The organism is Pseudoflavitalea rhizosphaerae (genome assembly GCF_003991355.1).
Taxonomy (GTDB): Bacteria; Bacteroidota; Bacteroidia; order Chitinophagales; family Chitinophagaceae; genus Pseudobacter; species Pseudobacter rhizosphaerae.
Genome location: NZ_RCSU01000001.1, coordinates 524,471 through 547,304 on the forward strand (window position 1 = coordinate 524,471; position 22,834 = coordinate 547,304).

General features: G+C 47.9%; 16 protein-coding genes. 11 read left to right on the forward strand and 5 right to left on the reverse strand.

Features of this window, described 5'->3' with window-relative positions; genetic code table 11:
• The first annotated feature begins 216 nt into the window (after nucleotides 1–216).
• Nucleotides 217–3,444, forward strand: a complete 3,228-nt coding sequence (locus tag D9Y29_RS01965) for a TonB-dependent receptor plug domain-containing protein (RefSeq protein WP_127124749.1) — start codon at nucleotides 217–219, stop codon at nucleotides 3,442–3,444.
• Nucleotides 3,445–3,454: 10 nt separating this feature from the next.
• On the opposite strand, the gene D9Y29_RS01970 is transcribed toward D9Y29_RS01965, so the two are convergent.
• The 4 genes from D9Y29_RS01970 to D9Y29_RS01985 form a co-directional block, all read right to left on the reverse strand.
• On the reverse strand, nucleotides 3,455–3,763 hold the full coding sequence (locus D9Y29_RS01970) for a hypothetical protein (protein WP_127124750.1): 309 nt from the start codon (nucleotides 3,761–3,763) through the stop codon (nucleotides 3,455–3,457).
• A gap of 173 nt (nucleotides 3,764–3,936) precedes the next feature.
• Nucleotides 3,937–4,815: an SDR family oxidoreductase gene (locus D9Y29_RS01975; protein WP_127124751.1), complete on the reverse strand. Its 879-nt coding sequence runs from the start codon at nucleotides 4,813–4,815 to the stop codon at nucleotides 3,937–3,939.
• Between the two features lie 61 nt (nucleotides 4,816–4,876).
• Entirely contained in the window at nucleotides 4,877–5,680 is an 804-nt protein-coding gene (locus D9Y29_RS01980; RefSeq protein WP_127124752.1) for an AraC family transcriptional regulator, read from the reverse strand.
• Between the two features lie 7 nt (nucleotides 5,681–5,687).
• Nucleotides 5,688–6,122: a DUF2147 domain-containing protein gene (locus D9Y29_RS01985; RefSeq protein ID WP_127124753.1), complete on the reverse strand. Its 435-nt coding sequence runs from the start codon at nucleotides 6,120–6,122 to the stop codon at nucleotides 5,688–5,690.
• A gap of 194 nt (nucleotides 6,123–6,316) precedes the next feature.
• On the opposite strand from D9Y29_RS01985, the gene D9Y29_RS01990 reads away from it, so the two are divergent.
• From D9Y29_RS01990 to rluF, 3 genes are all read left to right on the forward strand, one after another.
• Nucleotides 6,317–6,898 (forward strand): hypothetical protein, encoded by a 582-nt coding sequence (locus D9Y29_RS01990; RefSeq protein ID WP_127124754.1) that lies wholly within the window; start codon nucleotides 6,317–6,319, stop codon nucleotides 6,896–6,898.
• A gap of 253 nt (nucleotides 6,899–7,151) precedes the next feature.
• Nucleotides 7,152–8,477 (forward strand): DEAD/DEAH box helicase, encoded by a 1,326-nt coding sequence (locus tag D9Y29_RS01995; protein WP_127124755.1) that lies wholly within the window; start codon nucleotides 7,152–7,154, stop codon nucleotides 8,475–8,477.
• Between the two features lie 31 nt (nucleotides 8,478–8,508).
• Nucleotides 8,509–9,546, forward strand: a complete 1,038-nt coding sequence (gene rluF / locus D9Y29_RS02000; protein ID WP_127124756.1) for a 23S rRNA pseudouridine(2604) synthase RluF — start codon at nucleotides 8,509–8,511, stop codon at nucleotides 9,544–9,546.
• Nucleotide 9,547: 1 nt separating this feature from the next.
• Here rluF and D9Y29_RS02005 read toward each other — a convergent pair whose 3' ends face one another.
• Entirely contained in the window at nucleotides 9,548–10,171 is a 624-nt protein-coding gene (locus tag D9Y29_RS02005) for an RNA polymerase sigma factor (protein ID WP_127124757.1), read from the reverse strand.
• 172 nt (nucleotides 10,172–10,343) lie between these two features.
• Between D9Y29_RS02005 and D9Y29_RS02010 the strand changes: the two genes are divergently transcribed.
• The 7 genes from D9Y29_RS02010 to D9Y29_RS02040 all read left to right on the forward strand — a co-directional run bounded on the left by D9Y29_RS02010 (nucleotide 10,344) and on the right by D9Y29_RS02040 (nucleotide 22,834).
• Nucleotides 10,344–11,525 (forward strand): FecR family protein, encoded by a 1,182-nt coding sequence (locus D9Y29_RS02010; protein ID WP_127124758.1) that lies wholly within the window; start codon nucleotides 10,344–10,346, stop codon nucleotides 11,523–11,525.
• A gap of 101 nt (nucleotides 11,526–11,626) precedes the next feature.
• A complete protein-coding gene (locus D9Y29_RS02015; protein ID WP_127124759.1) occupies nucleotides 11,627–14,926 on the forward strand; it encodes a SusC/RagA family TonB-linked outer membrane protein in 3,300 nt (1,099 codons plus the stop codon).
• A 10-nt stretch (nucleotides 14,927–14,936) separates the two neighbouring features.
• On the forward strand, nucleotides 14,937–16,412 hold the full coding sequence (locus D9Y29_RS02020; RefSeq protein ID WP_164735200.1) for a RagB/SusD family nutrient uptake outer membrane protein: 1,476 nt from the start codon (nucleotides 14,937–14,939) through the stop codon (nucleotides 16,410–16,412).
• A 19-nt stretch (nucleotides 16,413–16,431) separates the two neighbouring features.
• Nucleotides 16,432–17,172 (forward strand): DUF4397 domain-containing protein, encoded by a 741-nt coding sequence (locus D9Y29_RS02025; RefSeq protein ID WP_127124761.1) that lies wholly within the window; start codon nucleotides 16,432–16,434, stop codon nucleotides 17,170–17,172.
• 21 nt (nucleotides 17,173–17,193) lie between these two features.
• Nucleotides 17,194–18,123, forward strand: coding sequence for an ABC transporter ATP-binding protein (locus D9Y29_RS02030; RefSeq protein ID WP_127124762.1), 930 nt, complete (start codon nucleotides 17,194–17,196; stop codon nucleotides 18,121–18,123).
• A gap of 36 nt (nucleotides 18,124–18,159) precedes the next feature.
• Nucleotides 18,160–20,490, forward strand: coding sequence for an ABC transporter permease subunit (locus D9Y29_RS02035; protein WP_127124763.1), 2,331 nt, complete (start codon nucleotides 18,160–18,162; stop codon nucleotides 20,488–20,490).
• Between the two features lie 10 nt (nucleotides 20,491–20,500).
• The gene (locus D9Y29_RS02040) at nucleotides 20,501–22,834 is read left to right on the forward strand and encodes a Gldg family protein (protein ID WP_127124764.1); all 2,334 of its coding nucleotides are present in this window, start codon (nucleotides 20,501–20,503) and stop codon (nucleotides 22,832–22,834) included.

Genomic DNA, 22,834 nt, shown 5'->3' on the forward strand with positions numbered 1-22,834 from the left:
TTATCTGTGTCCCCTACTCAGTTCTTATGATGTAATTAAGCTGACTTTATCCTTGAAAGGTGACTCTTTCAATGCACATTATTGTGCCATTATTAAACCTTAGTCGCTTATCACTATGATGCTGTCAGCTGCATTTGCAGCTGGCAGGCCAGTGGCTTCTTTCCAGAAACCAGTTGGAGCTTAGAAAAATCAGATTAATTCATCAACTTAACTGACATGAAATTACTGACACAGGGACCTTTCCTGTTAATGCTTCTTTTCGGTTATACAGGAGCGTTTGCCCAGCCACATAAATGGCCGGACACTTCTCAAACGATCACTGTAAAAAAGCAGGTCCGATTTGAAGAACTGATGGATAGGGTCCGCGCCCAAACGAATTTCGACCCCATCTACCCAAGGATCCCTGACGACACACTTTATTTTGAAACTGAACGAATCAGCATCGGTTATCTGATCCGGAAGGTTTGCGGAAAATTCAGCCTGGAAGTTGAATTCATGCCGCCATTCTATATGCAGTTCAGCAGGACCAGACGCGATCCCGGAACAATCATCCTGGAAGGAAGCGTTGTAACAGAATCGGGAGAGCCGCTTCCGGGCGCCTCTGTTCAAAATCTTACAACCAAAACTGTGATCGTTACAAGGAACGATGGTCTGTTCTCACTCAGTTCAGTTGGGAAATCAACCAGGTTCATGGTCAGCTGTGTGGGATACAGCCCGAAATTCTTCACGCCTGCATCATCAGAACATCGCACCATTGTATTGACTCGCGAATACACGGTGATGAACAGCATCAACAACAAAGCAACAGCACGTTCTATTTACAACAAAAAACCGGGCGACTGGCGATCCGTAAAAGGCACACAGCTTCCGAGAACTTACAATGTATTGCAGGGTATGAAAGGACTGATGCCAGGCTTGCAGGTATCAAACTCCAGTGGGTTTCCCAACAGTACACCGGATATACGTTTCCACGGGGATGTTGCCATAAGCAATGAACCAGGCAAAAGCAATCTGAGCAAGAATGATCCGCTTGTGCTGCTCAATGGCATTCCATTACCGGCAGGTGTTTTACCAATTGGACGCAATACTTCGGCAGCAGGTGATCCCACACTGGTCCATGAAGGCAATGGAATAAACATGCTTAGCCAGTTAAATTTAGAAGATATCGCAGAGATCATTGTACTGAGGGATGCTGCTGCGATTGCAGCTTATGGGCCACGTGCCGCCAACGGCGCCATATTGATCAATACCAGGATCGCCAATGGCGCAGAAGATCCGCAGGTCACTTTCAAATATGCTGCAGGCCGGCACAGTACTTCGAAGACCCCTCACATGCTGACCACCGAACAATACAGGTGGCTCCGCGAAACATACCTGGCCAATGGCGGCCCGCTTACAGACACTTTCAAAGCGCAGGAACTCAAACTCTGGAATCCTGACAGAAATATAAACTGGAGTGAAGAGGTACTGGGCAATACGGGTCAATCACAAAACCTCCACGTTTCCGTTTCAGGCGGCGACTCCATTCAAAAGGTCACGGCAGGTACCGGGTATTATGAACAGCAAAGCGTTCTCCCGGTGAAATTTCCCCTGACCAGGCTCACGCAATATCTAACGGGCATCTTCACACCTGATAAAAGACTTACACTGAATATAAGTTTCAATGCTGCTACCAGCCGGGATGAACTTCCCTTCAACAATCCTATGTCCCTGATCAGACTGGCCCCGAATGCGCCATATCCCTTTAAGGGCAATCAACTTGTTTTTGAAGAGAACAACCTGCCTTTCATTAATCCATATGGCGCTTTTAAAAACACATACATTGCTCATACCTCCTCTGCCCAGCTAAGCAGCTCCCTGGATTATATTCTATCACCCGTGTTTAATTTTCAACTGACTGCAGGTGCTCATCAAACGATCATTAATGAAAGGAACCAATATCCTATTGCCGCTCAACCTAACCTGATCGATTCCTCTTATTTCGAAAAATCAACTACTGCATACAATTCTGCGATCATCGAACCGCAGTTGCATTTTCACAAGAGAGATTCCCTTCGTCATTTCCGGATAAATAACTGGACTGGAATAACCCTGCAATCAAAATCCGTTCATTGGTCCGAGTACCAATCCACCAAATTCGCCAGCGATGCGGCTATGAGAAGTGATCTTACCAATCAACAGGGAATCACTAACAGGGGAAATGGCAAACAGCAAATAACAGGTTTGTATAACCGTAGTTATATGAACTTTAACAACAATCATGCTTTTTCGCTTTCCGGCAGACTGGACGAAAGCAGGATCAATGGCATTGGAAAACCTTTGTTCAGCTGGTCAATGGGCTACGACTTGTATTTCGCACAGAAGGGAAAAGAAAGACCCAGGATGATCAGGGGAGGAAATCTGAAATTTTCTATTGGCAAGGTGGCGGCAGACGGATCGCAGAATTATGGATATGTGAACAGAAAGGATAGTACCGGCAGACCAGAGTCGCCGGACAGAGCCACCAATATCAACAGACAAGTAACACTAATATCACAATTAGGACTCCAGCTGAATATTTTGGATTGGCTGTCTGTGGCAGGTACTTATTTTCACAACAGAACCTCATCCGGTTTATCAACAACCAGGTATTCGGAAAATGACAGCCTTTTTGCCAATAGACATGCTGTAATAGTAAGGAACAGCGGATTGGAACTGGAGTTGCAGGCTGAGATACTGGAAAGTAGCAGAAAATTTTGGAATGCGAGACTCTTCATAACCATCCCCAGAAACAAATTGCTCAAATTTACAGATATACAAAATTCAGACTTTAATCAATTACTCAATGAAGGTGAAGCCATCTCATCCATACTGGGATATAAAGTCTATAGTATTGATCCTGCCAACAACCAATACGTTTATGTTGATGTAAACAAAGATGGAATTATGAGTTACCCGGAAGATGCTACGATAGTCAGTTTTAATCAGCCTAAATGGTTTGCAAGCCTGATCAACAATATAAAGTTGAATGATTTTGGTCTGGACCTGGTTTTGGAAGCAAGATCACAAACTCTGTTGAATCCGGTTTTTACTTCATTCGAAAACACCTCTCCGGGTCGATTCCCTGCAGGTGGCCTGGCTAATCATTCGCAGGCATTAATGGCCCCATCTGTAGTAAAGTTTTTTGGGAATAGCCCTTCAGCTAGGAAGTTGATCAATGATGTAAAGAGAAGCGACCTTATGTATGGACAGGCAACCTATATAAATCTAAGCGCACTGAAAATTAGTTACAGGATACCAGTTCACAAAATGCCAAAATTGATACTCACTTCGGCAACTGTTTATTGTGAAGTACAAAATGCATTTACCTGCAGCAAATACAAATTTGCAGATCCGTTGATTGCAAGTCCCAATGCCATGCCATCGCTTAGATCGATCATTTTCGGAGTTCATTTCACGCCATGATCAACGAATATCAATACATATTACTATAGATGACTGTTGTAACCAGGGGATTGAAATACCCCCACTCATATTCTAACATACCTCCACCTCCGCCAGTTGAACTAAAGTTATAGCCAGGGTGCGCAAGTCGCAGCCTCGCCAACTCATCTGCCAATGACCTCACAGAACCTACCGGGATTGTATAGTCCCAGTCATAATACCAGGTATAATTCACCAAAGCTTGCTGCTTCTGTTCAAATGCAATATCTCCAGCTTCAATTTTGTTATGCGTGAACAGACAGGCCATCATTAGAACAATAGCCAGGGATAAAGTTCTCATGGTGTATTTTTTAAAATTATGAAGATTATGATATCAGCAAGAATAATGGGTACAATAGATTTCCTGGAGTTGCCGGATTGGAGATGGATTATTTTATAAAGACACGGCAATTCGTTTAAAAGACACCTGGCCAGAATAAAAAACGGCAGAAATCTCTTCTGCCGTTTTTTATTCTATCCTGTTGTCGGATGGAACTCATATTGCAGTCCTCTGATAAAGTCCCGCAGCTGCAGGGGCGGGCGCCCTAATATTTTTTCGAGATCATTACTGGTATGGGATAATTCACCTGAGCTGATGCCAGAAGCCATGCTGCAGAGCAATGCTGCCAGATCAGCATCGATGGGTAATGATTGTAAAACCGCGCTGTACTCTTCTTCAGAGATACTGATATACCGGCAACAAAGCCGCTTCTCCTGCCGAAGCATTTCGCAAACATCATAGAACGACCAGGCTCCTGAACCGGTGATCTCATAGATCCTGTTCCTGTCGCTTCCACTGGTGATCAGTATCGCCAGCGCTTCAGCAATATCGTTCCTCGATACAAAACTCACACGCGCGTATCTGGCCGGATAACAGATATCACCTCCTTCAAACACTTCCCCGGCCAGTTGCAGGATCAGCTCCATATACAAACCATTCCTCAGGAACGTGTACTGCATTCCGGATTCCCTGATGGCAGCTTCTGTTGCAGCAGCCTGTCGCGAGCAGGTAAAGTCCGCTGTTGCATCGGCCTGCAGACTACTGGTATAGAAAATATGCTGCACGCCTGCCCTCTTTGCAGCTTCCACAACATTCAGTTCCTGTCTCACACCTGCATCGCCGGTGCTGGTGGCGGATATCTGTAACAGTGTATGTATACCGTTGAAAGCAGCTTCCAGCTTATCCGGCTCTTCATAATCGGCCTGGCGTACCTGCACAAGGTTGTTCCACAAACCATGAGCAGATGGAGGGTTCCGTACAACGGCTACAAGCCGGGACGGAGAGATCTTATCTAGCAGATAGTCAATGGTGGCCCTCCCCAACTGTCCGTTTGCTCCTGTAATGGCTATCATTTTTTTTAACGCAAAACTACCGGCGGGGAAAGCAGCAAAATAGAATAAAACCGACAGCTGCTCAGATTTTCCACTCCGGGTAATTTTCCACTACCTCAGTGGCCCTCTTCAACCAGGCATTAGGCGTAACGCCGGCAAATTCGCGGAACTCACGGATAAAATGGCTCTGGTCCGCATATCCATATCCGTAAGAAATGTCGGATAATTTATCATAGCCGTTATTGCGCAGGGAGGTAAGTGATGCCTGGAAGCGGCAAACACGCGCAAAGAGTTTGGGAGACATACCGATATTGGCCCGGAACAGGCGTTCCAGCGATCTTTCAGACAAGTTCAGTTCTTCCTGCAACAACTTCAGCAGGTTGGTGCCGGGGTCCATCAGGAGTTGCACGGATGCGTAAGCCGCCGCCCGGCTGCTTTTATAGGGATTGCTCCTGATCCTGCGCAGCAGGTATTCACAGAGCAATTGAATGCAGTGATCGTTATCAGCGCTGTTCAGCAATAGTTCGGATACCCGGTCCCGTTGCAGCAGGTCAGCATCTACATACTTATTGGTAATATCGATGGAGTCGATGCCGAAAACGGATTTCACCGCATCCGGCTGCAATACCACCCCGATATTCCTGAAATTACCCACGCTGGTATTGTAATCATTCCGGGTGGATTGCCCGTAAAGAAAGAAAAAGGGAAAGCGGTTGTCATTCACATCGTAGAAGCTGCGTGAAAACTGCAACACCAGTCCGGGTGCTCCATCAGCCACTATCTTGTAGGTTTTGACGGAACCATCTTCTTCACTGGAATCAAATACCCAGAAATACCGGACATATGGTTCGAGTTCAGGAGGCGGCGCTATCTGATAATAATTCATACCGGTATTATTTCGAGCGGGTCCAGACGGTTGTTCTGCCGAACATGGAAATGCCTACATATCCGCGGATATTGAGTTTATCTCCATTTAAGGTCATTTTGCAACTATAGGTCTTCCCACTTTTTGGATCGTATATTTTTCCATCAGTATAAACACCATCATCATAAATAAAGTTGGTGAGGATCACAAGATCTTTCAGATTTCTTGCCCTGAGGTCCGGATTGGGGTTCTTTTCGTCCTTCCGGGGAGTTTTCCCATCCTCCATATACATCCTGGCGGACCAGATAAGTTTCCCGAAGTATTTATTTCCTGTTTTATAGATTTCTATTTTTCCATCTTTCTCTTCACTGAGCCATTGTCCCAGCGCTTCGTTGGCCTGCTGGCTCCGGGCGGCCAGGGAAGTGAATGCAGTGAATAAGGAGAGCAATATGAGTTGTTTCATACACGGACCATTTAGTTAGTAATTTACTGAAATAGGTGTAAACCGACTTCAGTAATTACTGCCACTGCTATTCTGACCGGCAACTACGGTCCAATACCGGAAAACGACCAATGAACAACAATAAACCTCCTTCCGTGCAGCAATTGCATAGGCATCATACTACCCCAATATACTTTTGAAACAAAATTGAGTTTATGAAGAGAAGTTTTTCATTCCTGTTACTTATAATGGGAATTTGTTTCATCGCATGCTCCTGTTCAAAGGACAAAGACAAAGAGGAAGGCAATTACGGCAATCATCCCCGCACTACCATTCCTGACGATCTCGTTGGTTACTGGCTCGCCGGTTCCACTTCCATCGGAAATTTCTGGGGATATGATGGCAGCTACCAGGGCGCCGCATTTGAACTGGCCAACGGTTATATGCTGTTCAAGGATGGACGCGCACGCGAATACTTCTATTACACCAACACCAGTTATGGATGCAGAAGCCAGGTACTGGGATACAAGGAAGGAACAGTGGAAATTGATGTAGCTAACCAAACATTCAAATTCTATCCCAACAGTGGCAATTACAGGAATTACTCAAGCTGTAACAGTTCAGGTAATGGTAAAACGAAAACTTATGGAAAAGAAGAATTGTACCCGGCCGTGAAAACATTTTATGAAGAAGTGGAATTCAGGAAAGAAAATGGAAAGGTCAAATCCTGGCATATTCATTATGATGACGGGTCTTCGCTGGATTTTGTAAAGACTCAGGAGCCAAAGAAACAATAGCAGGTTGGGGGCTGACTAAAAAGGTCAGAGAGCTGGCAGTCGCTCGCCTCCCGGCGAGTGACTTGTATTTGTTCGCCTCCGGCGAACACCGCGTCGCCAGAGGCGACTGAATAAAACTCACTCGCCGGGAGGCGAGCGAGTGGGTTCCCCGAAATTCTAAGATGGTAGCTTTTTAGTCAGTCCCTCTACTATGCCATACGCTTTTACTGCCTGAGTCACACTGCCTCCCCGGAATTTGGCGTACTTTCGCGCCATGAACAATGCTACGTTTTCCATCGAAACCACGCTGAATAATTTACGGATCAATGAATTGAACGAGATGCAGCTCGCATCCCTGGAGGCCAATAAAACACCCCAGGATATCGTATTGCTCTCTGATACCGGTTCTGGCAAAACCCTTTCTTTCCTGCTTCCCATTGCAGAAAAACTGGACCGAAGCAAACTATACACCCAGGCGCTGATCATTGCACCTTCCCGCGAACTGGCCCTGCAGATAGAGCAAGTATTCAAAAAAATGGGAACAGGCTTCAAGATCACCTGCTGCTATGGCGGGCACCTGAGGGAAACAGAGGAGAACAACCTGAAGCAGGCCCCGGCCCTGATTGTTGGAACACCCGGCAGGCTTGCCGATCATATCCGCCGCAACAATATCGATACAACTCATATTGAAACCCTGGTGCTGGATGAATTCGACAAAGCCCTGGAACAGGGTTTTGAAGATGAGATGTCTTTCATCATCCAGTCCATTCCCGCATTGAAAAAAAGGATCCTCACTTCCGCCACGGAAGCAGTGGAAATCCCGGGTTTCGTGGGACTGCAGGATGATGCGGTAAGAATCAATTTCCTTACCGGCAAGAAGTCGCCCGCACTGGAAGTGAAAATGGTTTGGAGTGATGATAAAGACAAATCAGAAACCCTGTTCAAACTGATCTGCGCACTTGGTAACCGCTCTACTGTTATATTCTGCAACCAGCGCGAATTTGTAGAACAGGTAAGCGCCATGTTGAAAGAAAATGGAATAGTGAACGTATTCTACCACGGTGCGATGGAACAAAGGGAACGAGACAGCGCCCTTTGCAAGTTCCGCAACGGCAGCTCCAATGTACTTGTAACAACCGACCTTGCTGCTCGCGGCCTGGATATCCCCAATATCCGCTACATCATTCACTTCCAGCTTCCGGACACAAAAGAAACTTTCACACACCGTAATGGCCGTACAGCACGTATGGACGCCAGCGGAACGGCCATCCTCATACTGGCGCCACATGAAAGGCTACCAGAATTCATCACGCCCGCGCCAACTGTGATAGAGCTGCCGGAAAAAGCGGAAATACCCGATAAGCCGGTATGGACTACCCTCTTCATCGCAGCAGGGAAAAAAGACAAGGTGAATAAAGTGGACATCGTTGGCTTCCTCACCAATAAAGGACAACTGAAGAAAGAAGATGTGGGATTGATAGAGGTGAAAGATTTCTTCTCCTTTGTAGCCATCCGTAAATCCAGGGCCAGCCATACTTTGAACCTGGTGCAATCAGAGAAGATCAAGAATAAGAAAGTGAAAATCGATATCGCGAAATAACCTAACCGTCTAATTCATAAACCAGCTATAATTGGACAATTCAATCAGTTTAAACAAATTCATCAGCGATACGGGCTATTGTTCCCGTCGTGAAGCAGATAACCTGATCAGGGAAGGGAGAGTACTGCTCAATGACCAGGTTGCAGTGACGGGTAACCGGTTCAGCCCCGGTGATATAGTGGAAGTGGATGGCAGCCTGATCACACCTGATAACAAGGGGAAACGTGTTTACCTCGCATTGAACAAACCCGTGGGAATTACTTCCACTACTGAAGAAAATGTAAAAGGGAACATCATTTCATTTGTAGGTTATCCCAAACGCATCTTTCCCATCGGAAGGCTGGATAAGGATTCGGAAGGATTGATCTTCCTTACCAATGATGGCGATATCATCAATAAGATCCTGCGTGCAGGGAACAGTCATGAAAAAGAATATATCGTTCGTGTGAACAAGGCCGTTGATCCTCCTTTTGCACAAAGGATGTCTGGTGGCCTGCCGATCATGGGCACTACTACCCTTCCCTGCAAAGTTCATATGATCAACCGGCAGACATTCCGGATCATACTAACGCAGGGGCTTAACCGCCAGATCAGGCGTATGGTAGAATACCTGGGTTATTCGGTGGTGGGCCTTCAGCGCGTAAGGATCATGAATATCAGTCTCGGCAATCTGCCAACGGGTAAATGGCGTAACCTGAGCGATGCCGAAGTGAATATGCTGAAAGAAGCAGTGTCCCATTCAACAGGAACTGCTGAGAAAAAAGAAAAGAAGAAATCCTTCAGCGGTCCGCCCGCAGCGAAACAATCCAATAACAAATCCGGTCACGGCCATCAAACAGCTTCCCGCAAGAATAAACCTGCAACTCAAAAAGATAAAGCCGGAAATAAGGAAAGGGACGGATCGAAACAAAAAAAAGAGAAGCCCGGGTTTAAAGAAAGACCAGGCTTCAAAGACAAGTCATTCTCTAAAAACACTGCCTTCAAAGAAAAAGGGGCCTCCGGAAGCAGAACCCGGGGATCAGGAAAAGTGAAAAACAATAAAGGCAGGAACCGTTCCGGCAGACGGTAATCTACCCTGCATTTTCCGTCAAACCGATATAGGTAGTGAAACTCAACAACAGGAAATAATTGATATCATACCCATGTTCCTGCAGGAATTCCCTGATCAATTGAAGAGAACTCGTTAAAGTATTCTTTACAGTATTATTGGAGAGGCCCAGTTTCTCCGCGATCTCAGGAATAGTAAGCCCATCATGGCGGCTCAGTTCATAGATCCGTTTTCGCTGAGGCGATAGATTTTCCACTGCCCTGGCAATGGCTGCCATCAATTGATGCAGGTGCAGGGTCTCTTCAGTATCATTATGCTTATGTTGTGCATTGCCACCAATTACATTTTTCGCATTTTCTTCCGTAACGGAGCGTTTCATGTAATTGAATATGATATTGGAACTGATGCGGAATACCCAGGCTTTGGGGAATTCCACCTCCGGCAGCTTATCGCGCTGCAGCCAAACCCGTAAGAAAGTTTCCTGTATGATCTCGTCCACTTCCCTGTCAGAAACGGAAAAACGTTTCAGGAAAGAAGCCAGTTGCGGTACATAAGCACGGTAGATCCTTTCAAATGCAGCCTCATCCCCTTCCGCGATCTGCCGGAATAACCATCTTTCGTCAGTATGTTGAGTATCCAGGGACATTGTAAGACCTCATTAATAAGTGGTAAATGTAAAAATAAAAACAGGATCCGGGCCTTCGTCCATAATCTCAGAAAAAAAATTATCTTTTTTTTGTTCCTGATTAGTCCTTCTTCCCTGTTCAGTTTACTCATGTTACAGTGAAGGCTTTCAGATCAAAAAAACAACAGCATCCATGGCATCATCATCGCTTGAAAACCTCTTATCGAAGTTCGCTGCCAACGGCCTAAGCGAAGAGGAGCGGCGGCACCTCGCCTCCCTTTTGCAGCAGGAATCGGTACAACAGGATATGGTAGATATTGTTCAGGACTGGATGTTGAAAGAAGTTGCGTCCGAACTTTTTGATGAAGCGCGGTTCATGCCAATGCTGAAAAAACTTCTTGAATCTGACAAGCCGGTCAGAAAAGGAATGCTGCAACAATTGCGCAAACCATGGCTGCGTTATGCAGCAGCGGCTGTATTGCTGGCAGCGCTGGTCTCAACCATTTCGATCATCGTGCAGAAGAATAGCAAGGAAACGATACAGCGCACCGCAAACGATCAGCAAGCCCCTACCCCCGGCGGCAATCATGCAACCCTCACCTTGTCTGATGGAAGAAAAATAATACTCGATAGCGCGCAGGGTAATATCATGCAGCAAGGCCGTTTCCTGGTGACCAATGAAAATGGAAAACTCGACTATGAAGGCGCCTCAGGAAAAATAGAAAACCATACATTGTCTACCCCCCGCGGCGGACAATACCAACTAAGATTGCCCGATGGCACGCAGGTTTGGTTGAACACCGCGTCCAGCATCAGCTTCCCCACCAGTTTCAATGGAGTCAACCGTAGTGTGACCATCACCGGTGAAGCATATTTTGAAGTGGCGAAGAACAAAGACATGCCCTTTATCGTGAATGTAAACAACAAGGCTTCCGTGGAAGTATTGGGCACACACTTCAATATAAGATCCTATCCTGAAGAATCGGCCATCAAAACCACCCTGCTTGAAGGAAAAGTGAAAGTGCTGGCGGCAGGTGATAACAAACAGTCTGCAATATTACAACCAGGAGAACAGGCCAACATAAAGAATGAACAACTGCAGGTGCATCAATACATAGACGTCGATGCAACAGTGGCCTGGAAAGCAGGACTCTTCGATTTCTCAGAAGCAGATCTGCCCATAGTGATGAGGGAATTGTCGAGATGGTACAATATCGAAGTCCGTTATGAAGGCCCGCTCCCCACTGATCTGTACGAAGGGAGGATCCCGATGAGCGCCAGCCTTGAAGATGTACTGAAACTACTTGAAAAAAATGATGTCCGCTTCCGCCTCAAAGGGAAAACCCTCACTGTGCTGACCGGTAAGAATAAATAAACCATTCCATTATTCCATCAACCTTATCCGGCAACGCCCGCTGACATGCGGGTAAGATTCCTGTAAACTGCTTATTTGCACAAGACCTAAAACCAAAGTTCATGCTTCGGACTGCTAAAAAAATGCTACGGCTCTGTTGCCTGCTGCCCTTCATGCTGGCATTGTCATTCACCGCTGCTGCACAAACGGTAACGCTCAAGGCAAATGATATGCCGCTGAAGAAAGTATTTGCCGCCATCGAAAAACAAACCGGCTATACATTCTTTTACAAAACCCGGCTGTTGAAAGAGGCCACAAGGGTTTCAGTGAACTTCCGGAACACACCACTCGGCGAGGCCCTGGAACAATTGTTTGCCAATCAACCCATCACTTACAGTATCGCCGGCAAGATGATCACACTGGAAGCAAAGCAACCGCTTTCCATCAATCCCACACCTGTAGCGCACGAAGGTGAAGTGGTGGTGTTCCCCTCCATCGGCGGCACCGTATTCGAAGAAAGCACCAACAAGATGCTGGAAGGTGTAACCGTTTCCGTGGCCGGCTCCGGCAAAACCACCATGACGGATGCCAGGGGGAATTTTTCGCTGAAAAGTGTGAAGTCGGATGATGTACTGGTCCTCACCAGTATCGGTTATACGAAACAGACAATTCCCGTCAACGGGCAACCGCTTTTTTATATTTCAATGAAACCCGCCATCACGGTGCTTGACCAGGCCATCGTACAGGGATATGGCACTACCACCAGGCGATTGGGCACGGGTAATATCGGGAAAGTATCCGGGGCAGAGATCGCTAAACAGCCGGTGCTCAATCCCATACTGGCTTTGCAGGGCAGGGTGCCGGGATTGGTTGTAACGCAATCAACGGGCTTTGCCAGTTCACCGGTGAACGTGCGCATCAGGGGGATCAACAACCTGAATAAATTTACCAATCCCCTTTATGTGATCGACAATGTGCCGGTGAACGAGAATTTCAACCCGCTCAGCAATGCCTATACTACCAACGGCATGAGTTCTCTTTTCTTCATGAACCCTAACGATATCGAAAGTATAGAAGTATTGAAAGATGCCGATGCCACAGCCATCTATGGCTCGAGAGGCGCCAATGGTGTGATACTGATCACCACCAAAAAAGGAAAAGCAGGTCCCACACAGTTCATGGCCAGCATCAACCAGGGCATCACACGTATAACAAGATACTGGGACATGCTGGACACCGAACAATACCTTCAGTTGCGCCGCGAAGCGCTGGCCAATGATGGCATTACACCCAGCGGCACCAACGCGCCGGACCTGGTGCTCTGGGACCAAAAAAGAAATACCAACTGGCAAAAAGAGCTTTGGGGAAATGCAGGTAAAGTCACCAGCATCACGGCCGGCTTTTCCGGCGGCGACCAGCAAAACACGTTCAGGGTGGGCGCAGGATATAACCGGGCCACCAATATCACCGCCATATCAGGGTCCACGCAAAGGGCAACACTGGCCCTGGCCCTTAACCACAAATCACTCAACCAGAAATTATCCTTCACCTTGTCTGCCAATTATGGCTACAGTTTCGTGGATGTAGTATCGGGCACCGGCAATGCAAAACTGGCGCCCAATGCCCCGGCAATACTGGACAAAAACGGCAATCCCAACTGGGCTGAATGGAATGCAGACGGATTGCTCGACATCTATCCCTTCAGCAACCTCTTCACGAGCAATCCGCAAAAATCGAATTCACTCAGCGCCAGTGCATCCATCTCCTATGTGTTACTGAAAGGGCTTACCATCAACCTCGGCATCGGCCATAACCTGAATATCGATAATAACAGCAACTACCAACCGAAAAGATCTCAGAACCCGTATAAGGCACAATCCGGTATCGCCACTTTCAATACGGCCAAAGGCGCCGGTTTTTCCGTGGAGCCGGGCATCAGCTACAATACCGTTTTCGGAAAACATAACCTGGGACTGTTGTTCGGCGGCACTTTGAATACTTCCGAATCCCATTCCTCTATCCAGACAGGACTTGGCTATACAGACGACAACCTGCTGTATTCCATCAACAATGCGGTCACTACTTATTCTCAGGACAACTATGCCCAATACAAATATGCCGGCCTCTATGCGCGTGTTTCGTATAACTATGACGGTAAGTATGTAGTGAACCTGAATGCGCGGAGGGACGGTTCATCCAGGTTTGCACCGGGAAAGCAATATGGAAATTTCGGCGCTATCGGCCTGGCCTGGATCGCATCGGAAGAGGAATGGATGAAGAATATATTGCCCGAAGCCATCAGCTTTATCAAGTTCAGGGGTAGTTATGGGATCACGGGAAGCGATGGTGTGGGCGATTACCAGTACCTCTCTTTATGGTCTTCCGTGATTGCCAATAACAGGCTGCCTCTCTATGATGATGAACAGGCTTATGCCCCCTACAACCCTCCCAACCAGGTATACCAATGGCAGACCGATAAGAAAATGGAAGTCGCTTTTGAACTGGGTTTGCTGAGAGACAGCCGGCTGGTGCTCTCCGTGGCCCATTACCGGAACCGCGCGGGAGATCAGATCATCGACTATCCATTGGGGTTATATACCGGCTTCGGTAAAGTGATCACCAATATGCCTGCCCTTATCGGGAACAACGGATGGGAATTTGCTGTCAGCGGGCGACTGATCAGCACGCCGGACCTGAACTGGTCCGCCAGTTTCAATATCGGCCTGAACAGGAACAAACTGCTTTCCTATCCTGGCCTGGATAAATCCCCTTTTGCCAATACCTATATCATCGGCAAACCGCTTTCTGCAGAATTCAAGATCCACTATACAGGTATCAGTCCACTTACCGGAGAATATACCTTTGAAGACTACGACAAAAATGGCATTGCCCAGCAGGGTGGCGCCACTGGCGGAGGAGACTCTTACATTGCTGTTGACCGCGCTCCAAAATTCAGCGGAGGCTTCGGAACCAATATCAGTTACAAGACTTTGTCCGTTAGCCTTTTCTTCAATTTCACCAAACAGATTGGAGAGAACCTGTACAGCCGGCTGGCCATGCAATCTGCAGAGCTCAACAACAACCAGTCGAAGGAGGTGTTCAACAATCGCTGGCAGCAACCCGGCGATATAGCGCGGTATCCAAAATTCACTACCCAATTCAAGGCTTCCAATTCGAGCTTTGCTGCATCGGACGGGGCTTTCACGGATGGATCCTACCTGCGGCTCGGCAATGTGGCCGTTTCCTGGTCGCTGCCACAGCGATGGCTTTCCAGGGTGAGGTTGAAGAACTGCTCCATGAATGTAAACACCCAGAACCTTTTCATTATTACAAAGTACAAGGGTATGGACCCGGAGATCCAGAATTTCGGTGGCATGCCTCCCACTAAAGTGATCAATGCCGGACTTTCTTTCACCTTCTAATTCACCTGACATGATTTCAAAAACTAAATACATTCCACTATTCCTGTTTGTTTCTATCATTTTTCTGCCCGGTTGCAGCAAGCTGGTGAATATCGACGAACCTGTGGATAGGGTCACTGCCGAAAAATTGTTCTCTACGGATGAAGGCGCCAGGTCTGCTATGGCCGGCGTGTATTCTTCCATGATCAATGGACCCGACGGCACCAATTTCATAGGTGGATTATTCAGCTTGTTTGCAGGGGGCGAGAGTACTTATCTCGGCGCTTTGTCTGCCGATGAGATGGTGATGGGGTTTTCAGTTTCTCCTTACAACACCAATCATATTGTTGTGGGCGAAGGGCTCACTGGTCCATCTGATGCTCTCTGGGCTTCCGCATACGCTGCCGTCAATGGCTGTAATGCAGTGATCGACGGCATTGCAGCTTCCACCTCTGCACAGTTGAGGCAGGAAACAAGGACCAGGCTTACCGCTGAAGCCAGGTTTGTGAGAGCCTTCTCCTATTTCTATCTCATCAATTTCTTTGGAGACGTGCCGCTGGCGCTTTTATCCGATCCATTTCAAATGAGGAATCTGAAACGTTCACCAGTAAACGAAGTTTACGATCAGATCATCAAAGACCTGAAAGCGGCACAGGCTGACCTGCCCGCGGATTATGCCATCAGCAAGGGCCGCCGCATCAGGGCCACCAAATGGTCTGCTACAGCATTGCTGGCAAGGGTGTATCTCTACACCGGGAATTATCCCGGCGCAGTGGAACAGTCAACAGCGCTGATCAACAATACAACGCTGTTCGGCCTGGAAACCATGAATAGTGTATTCCTAACCGGTAGTAAAGAAGCTATCTGGCAGCTGCAGCAAAACATTAACAATTCTCGTGGCGGCAATTCAACGGATGAAGGATATTTCTTCCTGCCCAACCCCCTGAACGAAGGCCCCATCGGCATTTACATGGCCAGCTCATTGGTGAATGCATTTGAAAGCGGCGACCAACGTAAAAACGACTGGGTGGGCGTTACCCGCTTCACACTCTTTCCACCCGATGAAACAGTAGCATATTATCCTTACAAATATAAGACCGGCACTCATAACCTGGAAGTGGGCGGTGCAGCGGCTGAATATTATATGGTGCTGCGCCTCGCGGAACAATACCTTATCAGGGCTGAAGCAAGGGCCAATGGCGCCGGAACTCACAATGATGCCATTGACGATCTCAATGCACTCCGAAACAGGGCCGGTCTTGATGACCTCCCCTATTCCATCGCACCGGATCAATTGAAGGCAGCCATTGCACAGGAATGGAGGATCGAATATTTCTGCGAGTGGGGGCATCGCTGGTTCAACCTGAAAAGAACAAAAACCGCCCGCGAAGTTCTATCCGTGATCCCTTACAAACAACCCTGGGCCGGTGATCACCAGTTACTGTATCCGGTTCCCCCAAACGACACCCTGTACAATGCAGCCATCCATCAAAATCCCGGTTACTGATATCATCAAAACTACAACCATGAAATTTCCAAAAATATCCAGCTGGCTTATGATACTGTGTGCAGGAACCGCCATCACAGCCTGTTCCAAAGATGATGCAGTACCGCACACTGCCGTTATCACTATCGCGAATGCCATGGGCGGCGCCTATGCCTTACAGTTTGCTGAAATGCCCACCAATGAGCCTTTAACGTATAATGAAAGCAGGCGGTACAGTTCACATAATGGCAACTTCCATTTTAAACCTTTTGTTCGGGATGAAGCCACCTATGAGCCCATCAAACCGGCCCTGTACGAACTCAATATCCCCGTTTCATTGAACAGCATCCAAACCCTGTTCCTCGCCGGAAACCTCCACCAGCCGGATACATTCCTGGTAAAGGATGAACCTCTCACATTCGCCATTGAAGACAGCAGCATGAGTTTCCGTTTTGTGAACCTCTCACCCGGAAGCGCACCCGTAAGTGTGAATTTGCAGGGAGCGGCCAATGGGTCAGAAGTAAGCAGCCTCGGCTATAAGAACATCACGGCATTCAGGAAATACAAGGCCGATGCCAGCGTCGGCCAATATGTGTTTGAATTCAGGGATGCTGCAACTGGCGAATTGCTGACCACCTTCCCTGTTTATAGCATCAACGAAACCGGTAATGAGAATGCGCCCAATCTCTGGCGCCGCAGGAATTTCACCATCGTGTTCGACGGAAATCCCGGCACAGGACAGGATTGGCCGCAGGCCGCCTTTATGGTAAATTACAATTAATATAACGCAGAAGCCCATACGATGAGCAGCATTTTAAGAACAGAGAACCTGGCCCACAAGTACAGCGATAACTGGGCCATCCGCGACATCAATATCGAAATTGCGCAGGCAGGCATCATTGGATTGCTGGGCTCCAACGGAGCGGGCAAGTCCACCACCATGAATATCATTTGCGGTGTGCTTAATCAAACAGCAGGGAGTGTATATATCGATGACATCGATCTCCGGAGAGATCCGAAAGCTGCCCGCAGGCAGATCGGTTTCCTTCCGCAGAACCCGCCGCTGTACCTCGATCTCACCATCGATGAATACCTCGTGTACAGCGCGCACCTGCGCCTGATGGAAAAAGAGAAAATAAGACAGGCAGTGGAAGAAGTGAAAGAACGTTGCGGCCTGGGACATTTCAGTTCACGACTGATCCGCAATCTGTCCGGGGGCTACCGGCAACGCGTGGGCATTGCACAGGCCATCATCCATAAACCCAAACTGGTGGTGCTGGATGAGCCCACCAATGGTCTCGATCCCAACCAACTGATAGAAGCCCGCAAGCTCATCAGGGAAATTTCTCAGGATCATACAGTATTGTTATCGTCCCACATCCTTTCTGAGATCAACCTGCTTTGCCAGGAGATCATCATGATCGAATCAGGACGCATCATCTTCTCGGATTCCATGGACGCTTTCAACAATTATGTACAAGCCAAATCCATTTTGCTGCGAGTAGACAACCCGCCTCCCATTCACGAACTCAAACAGGTAACAGGCGTGGCGCAGGCCGAATACATCACTACCAATCAGGCCAGGGTTTGGTTCAGCAATGGCCAGGACGATATTGCTGAAAAGCTGGCTGGCGCTGCTCTTGCAGGCGGATGGAAACTGCGCGAGATCAGTTTCGATAAACACCTGCTGGACGATATCTTCAAAGAGCTGTCCACCCAGCGGACCCAATGATAGCCTTCCTGCTTACCGATCAATAAATAACTTCTCATGAAGCTGATACTTAGAATAGCTCAGAACGAGCTAAGGAGTCTTTTCTATGCCCCTGTAGCATGGTTTCTCACCATCGTATTCATGGCGCTCTGCGCGTTCTACTATACGGGCAACCTGTACAGTTTGGCTAAACTGGCTGAACATATCTATTCCAATTTTCCATTCTGGGCAGCCAAGTCAACCGAATCATTTACAGAAAGTCTTTACCTGAGCAACAATGGCATATTCGTTCATGTACTCACGAATATTTATCTCTTTGTTCCACTCCTCACCATGAATGTGATCAACAGGGAATTCAATGGCGGCACTATCAAACTGCTCTACTCTTCTCCTGCCAGCGTTCACCAGGTGGTATTGGGAAAATACCTGGCGCTGATGGCATACAATCTGCTGCTGGTAGGTATTGTAAGCATATTTATTTTGTCCGGTTTCTTCAGCACCATCCATCTCGACTATGGCAGACTGTTATGTGCGTTACTGGCCTTCTACCTGCTGCTCTGCGCACTGACATCCATCGGATTTTTCATGTCCGCCATTACCAACTACCCGATCGTATCCGCCATCGCCAGTTTTACGGTACTGGCCATCCTCAGCAGGATCGGCTCTCTCTGGCAGGAGTACCACCTGGTAAGGGATATCACCTGGTTCCTATCCATTTCAGGCCGCACAGAAAAGATGGTGAAGGGACTGATAGTATCAAGAGACATTGTGTATTATCTCGTGATCATTGGTATTTTCATTGGCTTTACTATTTTAAAACTGAAATTCAGCAGACAATCCAAACCCTGGTATGCCAGGGCCCTTGGCTATACCGCGATACTCGCAGCAGGCCTGCTGACCGGTTATATTTTTTCCCTGCCCCGCTTCACTTTTTATTATGATGGTACGGCCAGGAAGATCAACACCATCCATCCCAATACACAGGCCAATTTCAAACGCCTGTCGGAGGGTCCGCTCACAGTAACGCTTTATTCCAACCTGATCGAAGGGAATCCATTCGGATTTCCCAGGTCGAGGAACGCATACATCAACAATATGTGGGAACCCTATCAGCGTTTTAAAAAAGATATCGAATTCAAATACGAATACTATTATGATTATGATCCTTCGATGGACGATAGTCTGGTCTACAAAACATTTCCGGGTAAGAACCTGCCGGAGATAGCAGCGCTGAATGCCAAACTGCAGAAGATGCCCTTATCGTTTTTCAAAACACCGGAACAAATGCGCCGTAGCATCGATCTCAGTACTATGGGATACAAACTCACCATGAAACTCGAATACAAGGGCAGATCCGAATTCCTGCGTTGCTATGAAGACGGATGGCCCGATGAACAGAATGTGAATGCAGCTTTCAGCAGGCTACTGAATGATGAGATGCCCAAAGTATCCTACATAACCGGCGAACTGGAACGCAGCATTTACAAAAAAGGAGAAAGGGAATATCATTCCCATAGCATCATGGAAGAGAACCGGGGCGCACTGGTGAACATCGGTTTCGATGCAGATACGGTGAACCTTTCCACGCAGAACATCGATCCAAAAACAGATATCCTGGTGCTGGCCGATCCAAAGATGGAACTGAGCACCGTTGTGCTGGACAAGATCAGGAATTATATCCGCAGCGGCCGCAATATGCTGATACTGGGAGAGCCAGGCAAACAATACGTATTGAACCCCTTGCTCAAAGAAACAGGTGTGCAACTGATGCCCGGAGAGATCGTGCAGCCCGGACCGAATGAAACGGCAGAGAAAGTTACGCCGAGGATCGTACTGCCCGGATTGAGTCTCGCAGCAGATGCACTGCTCCTGCGTTACAAAATGTACTGGGAAAAGAATGTTCCTGACGACAGCCTCACCATGCTCACGCCCGGTGTAACAGCTGTTAAAGCCGACTCCGGCGCCGGCTTCAACATAAAACCGCTTGCCCTCACTTCGCCGGGCCGGGCATGGCTGAAAGCCGGCAAGCTGGTGTCCGATTCCATTGCACCCAAATTCTCTCCGGAAGAAGGTGATCAGCAAGATGCATTCGCTACCGGCATTCAACTGACCCGGCAGATTAACGGACATGAACAGAGGATCATCATAACAGGCGATGCCGACCATATCAGCAACAGTAGAGGATATGGCCATACCGTATTCCCCTGTTACAGCTGGCTTTGCTACAATCAGTTCCCTGTGTATACCCCTATACCTTTTGCGAAGGACAATTACGTTACCATCCGGCCCCGCAGGGCTGCGATCGAAAAATTCGTTTACCAGTGGGCGTTACCAGGAGCCATGTTGCTATGGGGAACCATATTGTTAATCAGAAGGAGGAGAAAATAAAATAACAAACATGAAGGTAATATTGAAAATAGCCGGCAATGAATTGAGGACCTTATTCTATTCACCCATTGCCTGGTTTACATTGATCGTTTTCTGGGTGCAGGTTGCAGTGATCTTCACCGGCTCCATCAGCTCCACTGCCAATTACCAGGAGATCATGGAACAGAACAGTCCCCTGTATAAAGGGATGCCTGCCTCGTTGACCATGGGGATCTTCATCAGGAACGGATTCTTTCAAACCGTCATCAGGAACCTGTACCTTTTCATTCCACTGCTCACCATGGGTTTGATCAGCAATGAAGTCAACAGCGGCTCCGTGAAGTTGCTGTACTCCTCTCCTGTTCAGGTGCGGCAGATCGTACTGGGAAAATACCTGGGCATTGTTTCTTATTGTTTGTTGCTCCTGGGTATTGTTGCCGCTTTTGTGATCACAGGTATGGCCAATATACGGCATGTTGATTACGGCATGCTATTATCGGCACTGCTTGGCTTTTACCTGATCGTTTGTGCCTATGCCGCAATCGGATTGCTCATGTCCGCACTGACCAATTACCAGATCGTGTCAGCGCTCAGCTGTTTTGTGACGCTTTTCTTCCTCGGCTATATTGGTTTTCTCTGGCAGAAATATGATATACTCAGGGACCTCACTTACCAGATCTCTTTACAGAACCGTACGGAAAAAATGGTATTGGGACTGATCACCACCAAAGACCTGATCTACTTCATTATCGTGTCCGGCATGTTTGTAGCTTTTACAATGATAAAACTGAAGTCGGGCCGTGAAATGAAACCCTGGTACATAAAGACTGCCCGCTACCTCGGCGTTCTCTCCGTAACCGTGTTGATAGGTTATTTGAGCTCGAGGCCGGCGATCACCGGTTACTTCGACACTACGGCCGGCAAGATCAACACCATCCATCCGCGTACCCAGGAACTGCTCAAACAATTTGGCGACAGTACCCTGGAAGTAACGCTGTACACCAACCTCCTGGGTTCCGGCTTCGGTTATGGACTGCCGGAAAATCGCAACAGCGATTACCTCGGTGGCCTCTGGGATCCATTTCTCCGGTTCAGGCCCGATATAAAATTCAAATATGAATACTATTACGATACAGACCCCGAAGCAACGGACAGCGTGTATTACAAATCCTTCCCGGGAAAAAGCCTGGCGCAGATCGCAGCGGAAAGTGCAGATGCCATGGATATCGATTTCTCCCTGTTCAGGTCACCCGAAGAAATGCGAAAAACGATCGACCTGAAACCGGAAGCCTACCGGCTCGTATTGAAACTAAGCTATAAGGGACGAACAGAATTTGTGCGCACATTCGACGATCCTGAATTCTGGCCAAACGAGACCAACCTGGCTGCGGCTTTCAAGAGGCTGACCGAACCAAAAGCATCAAAGGTTTATTTTGTAAGCGGACAACTCGAACGCAGTATCCATAAATCAGGAGAAAGGGAATACGGCGTTCATTCCGGATTGAAATTAAGCAGGTATGCGCTGGTGAATATTGGCTTCGATGCAGACACGATCAATCTTGACCAGCGCGATATTCCTGCCGATGCAGATCTTCTGGTGATCGCTGATCCCAAAACAGCATTCAGCGATATCGTTTTCAACAAACTGAAACAATACATCGATAATGGCGGCAATTGCATGATAGCCGGAGAACCTGGCAAACAACCGGTATTGAATCCGTTATTGCAGCAACTGGGAGTGCAGCTGATGGATGGACAACTGGTGGCGCCCACTGAAGATGAAACGCCCGATAAAATTGTGGCCTTCCTTTCTTCCGATGCCAGCGGTCTTTCAGAGAAACAGTCAGACATCATGCAGTACAAAGCAGCTGCCAGGGACAGCAGTTTCCTGCTGATGCCGGGCGCTACAGCCATCCGGACCATCCATAGCGATACATTCGATATTCAGCCACTCGCCGGCACTTTACCGAACAGCGCCTGGCTTAAGACCGGCAGGCTGATTGTGGACTCCACACTGCCTGACTTCAATGCAGCAGCAGGCGATCTCAGGCAGGCAAGTTTTCCCACCATTGTGCAACTCACCAAACAGCTCGGCAACAAAGAGCAGCGCATTATCGTGTACGGAGACGCAGACCTGATGAGCAATACCAGGCTGGGCCTCAACCTGCCCTTTGTGATGGAGCCCTATAGCTGGATGGTGTACAACCGCCATCCCCTCTACCTGCCCAGGCCTGCGCCAAAGGATCTCTTCCTGGATATTTCAGCAAGAGGCGCGCAGATACAGCGGATCGCTTATGTATGGGTGTTACCCGGCATTGCCATCCTGCTGGCGGCCATTTTACTGATCAGAAGAAAAAGACAATAA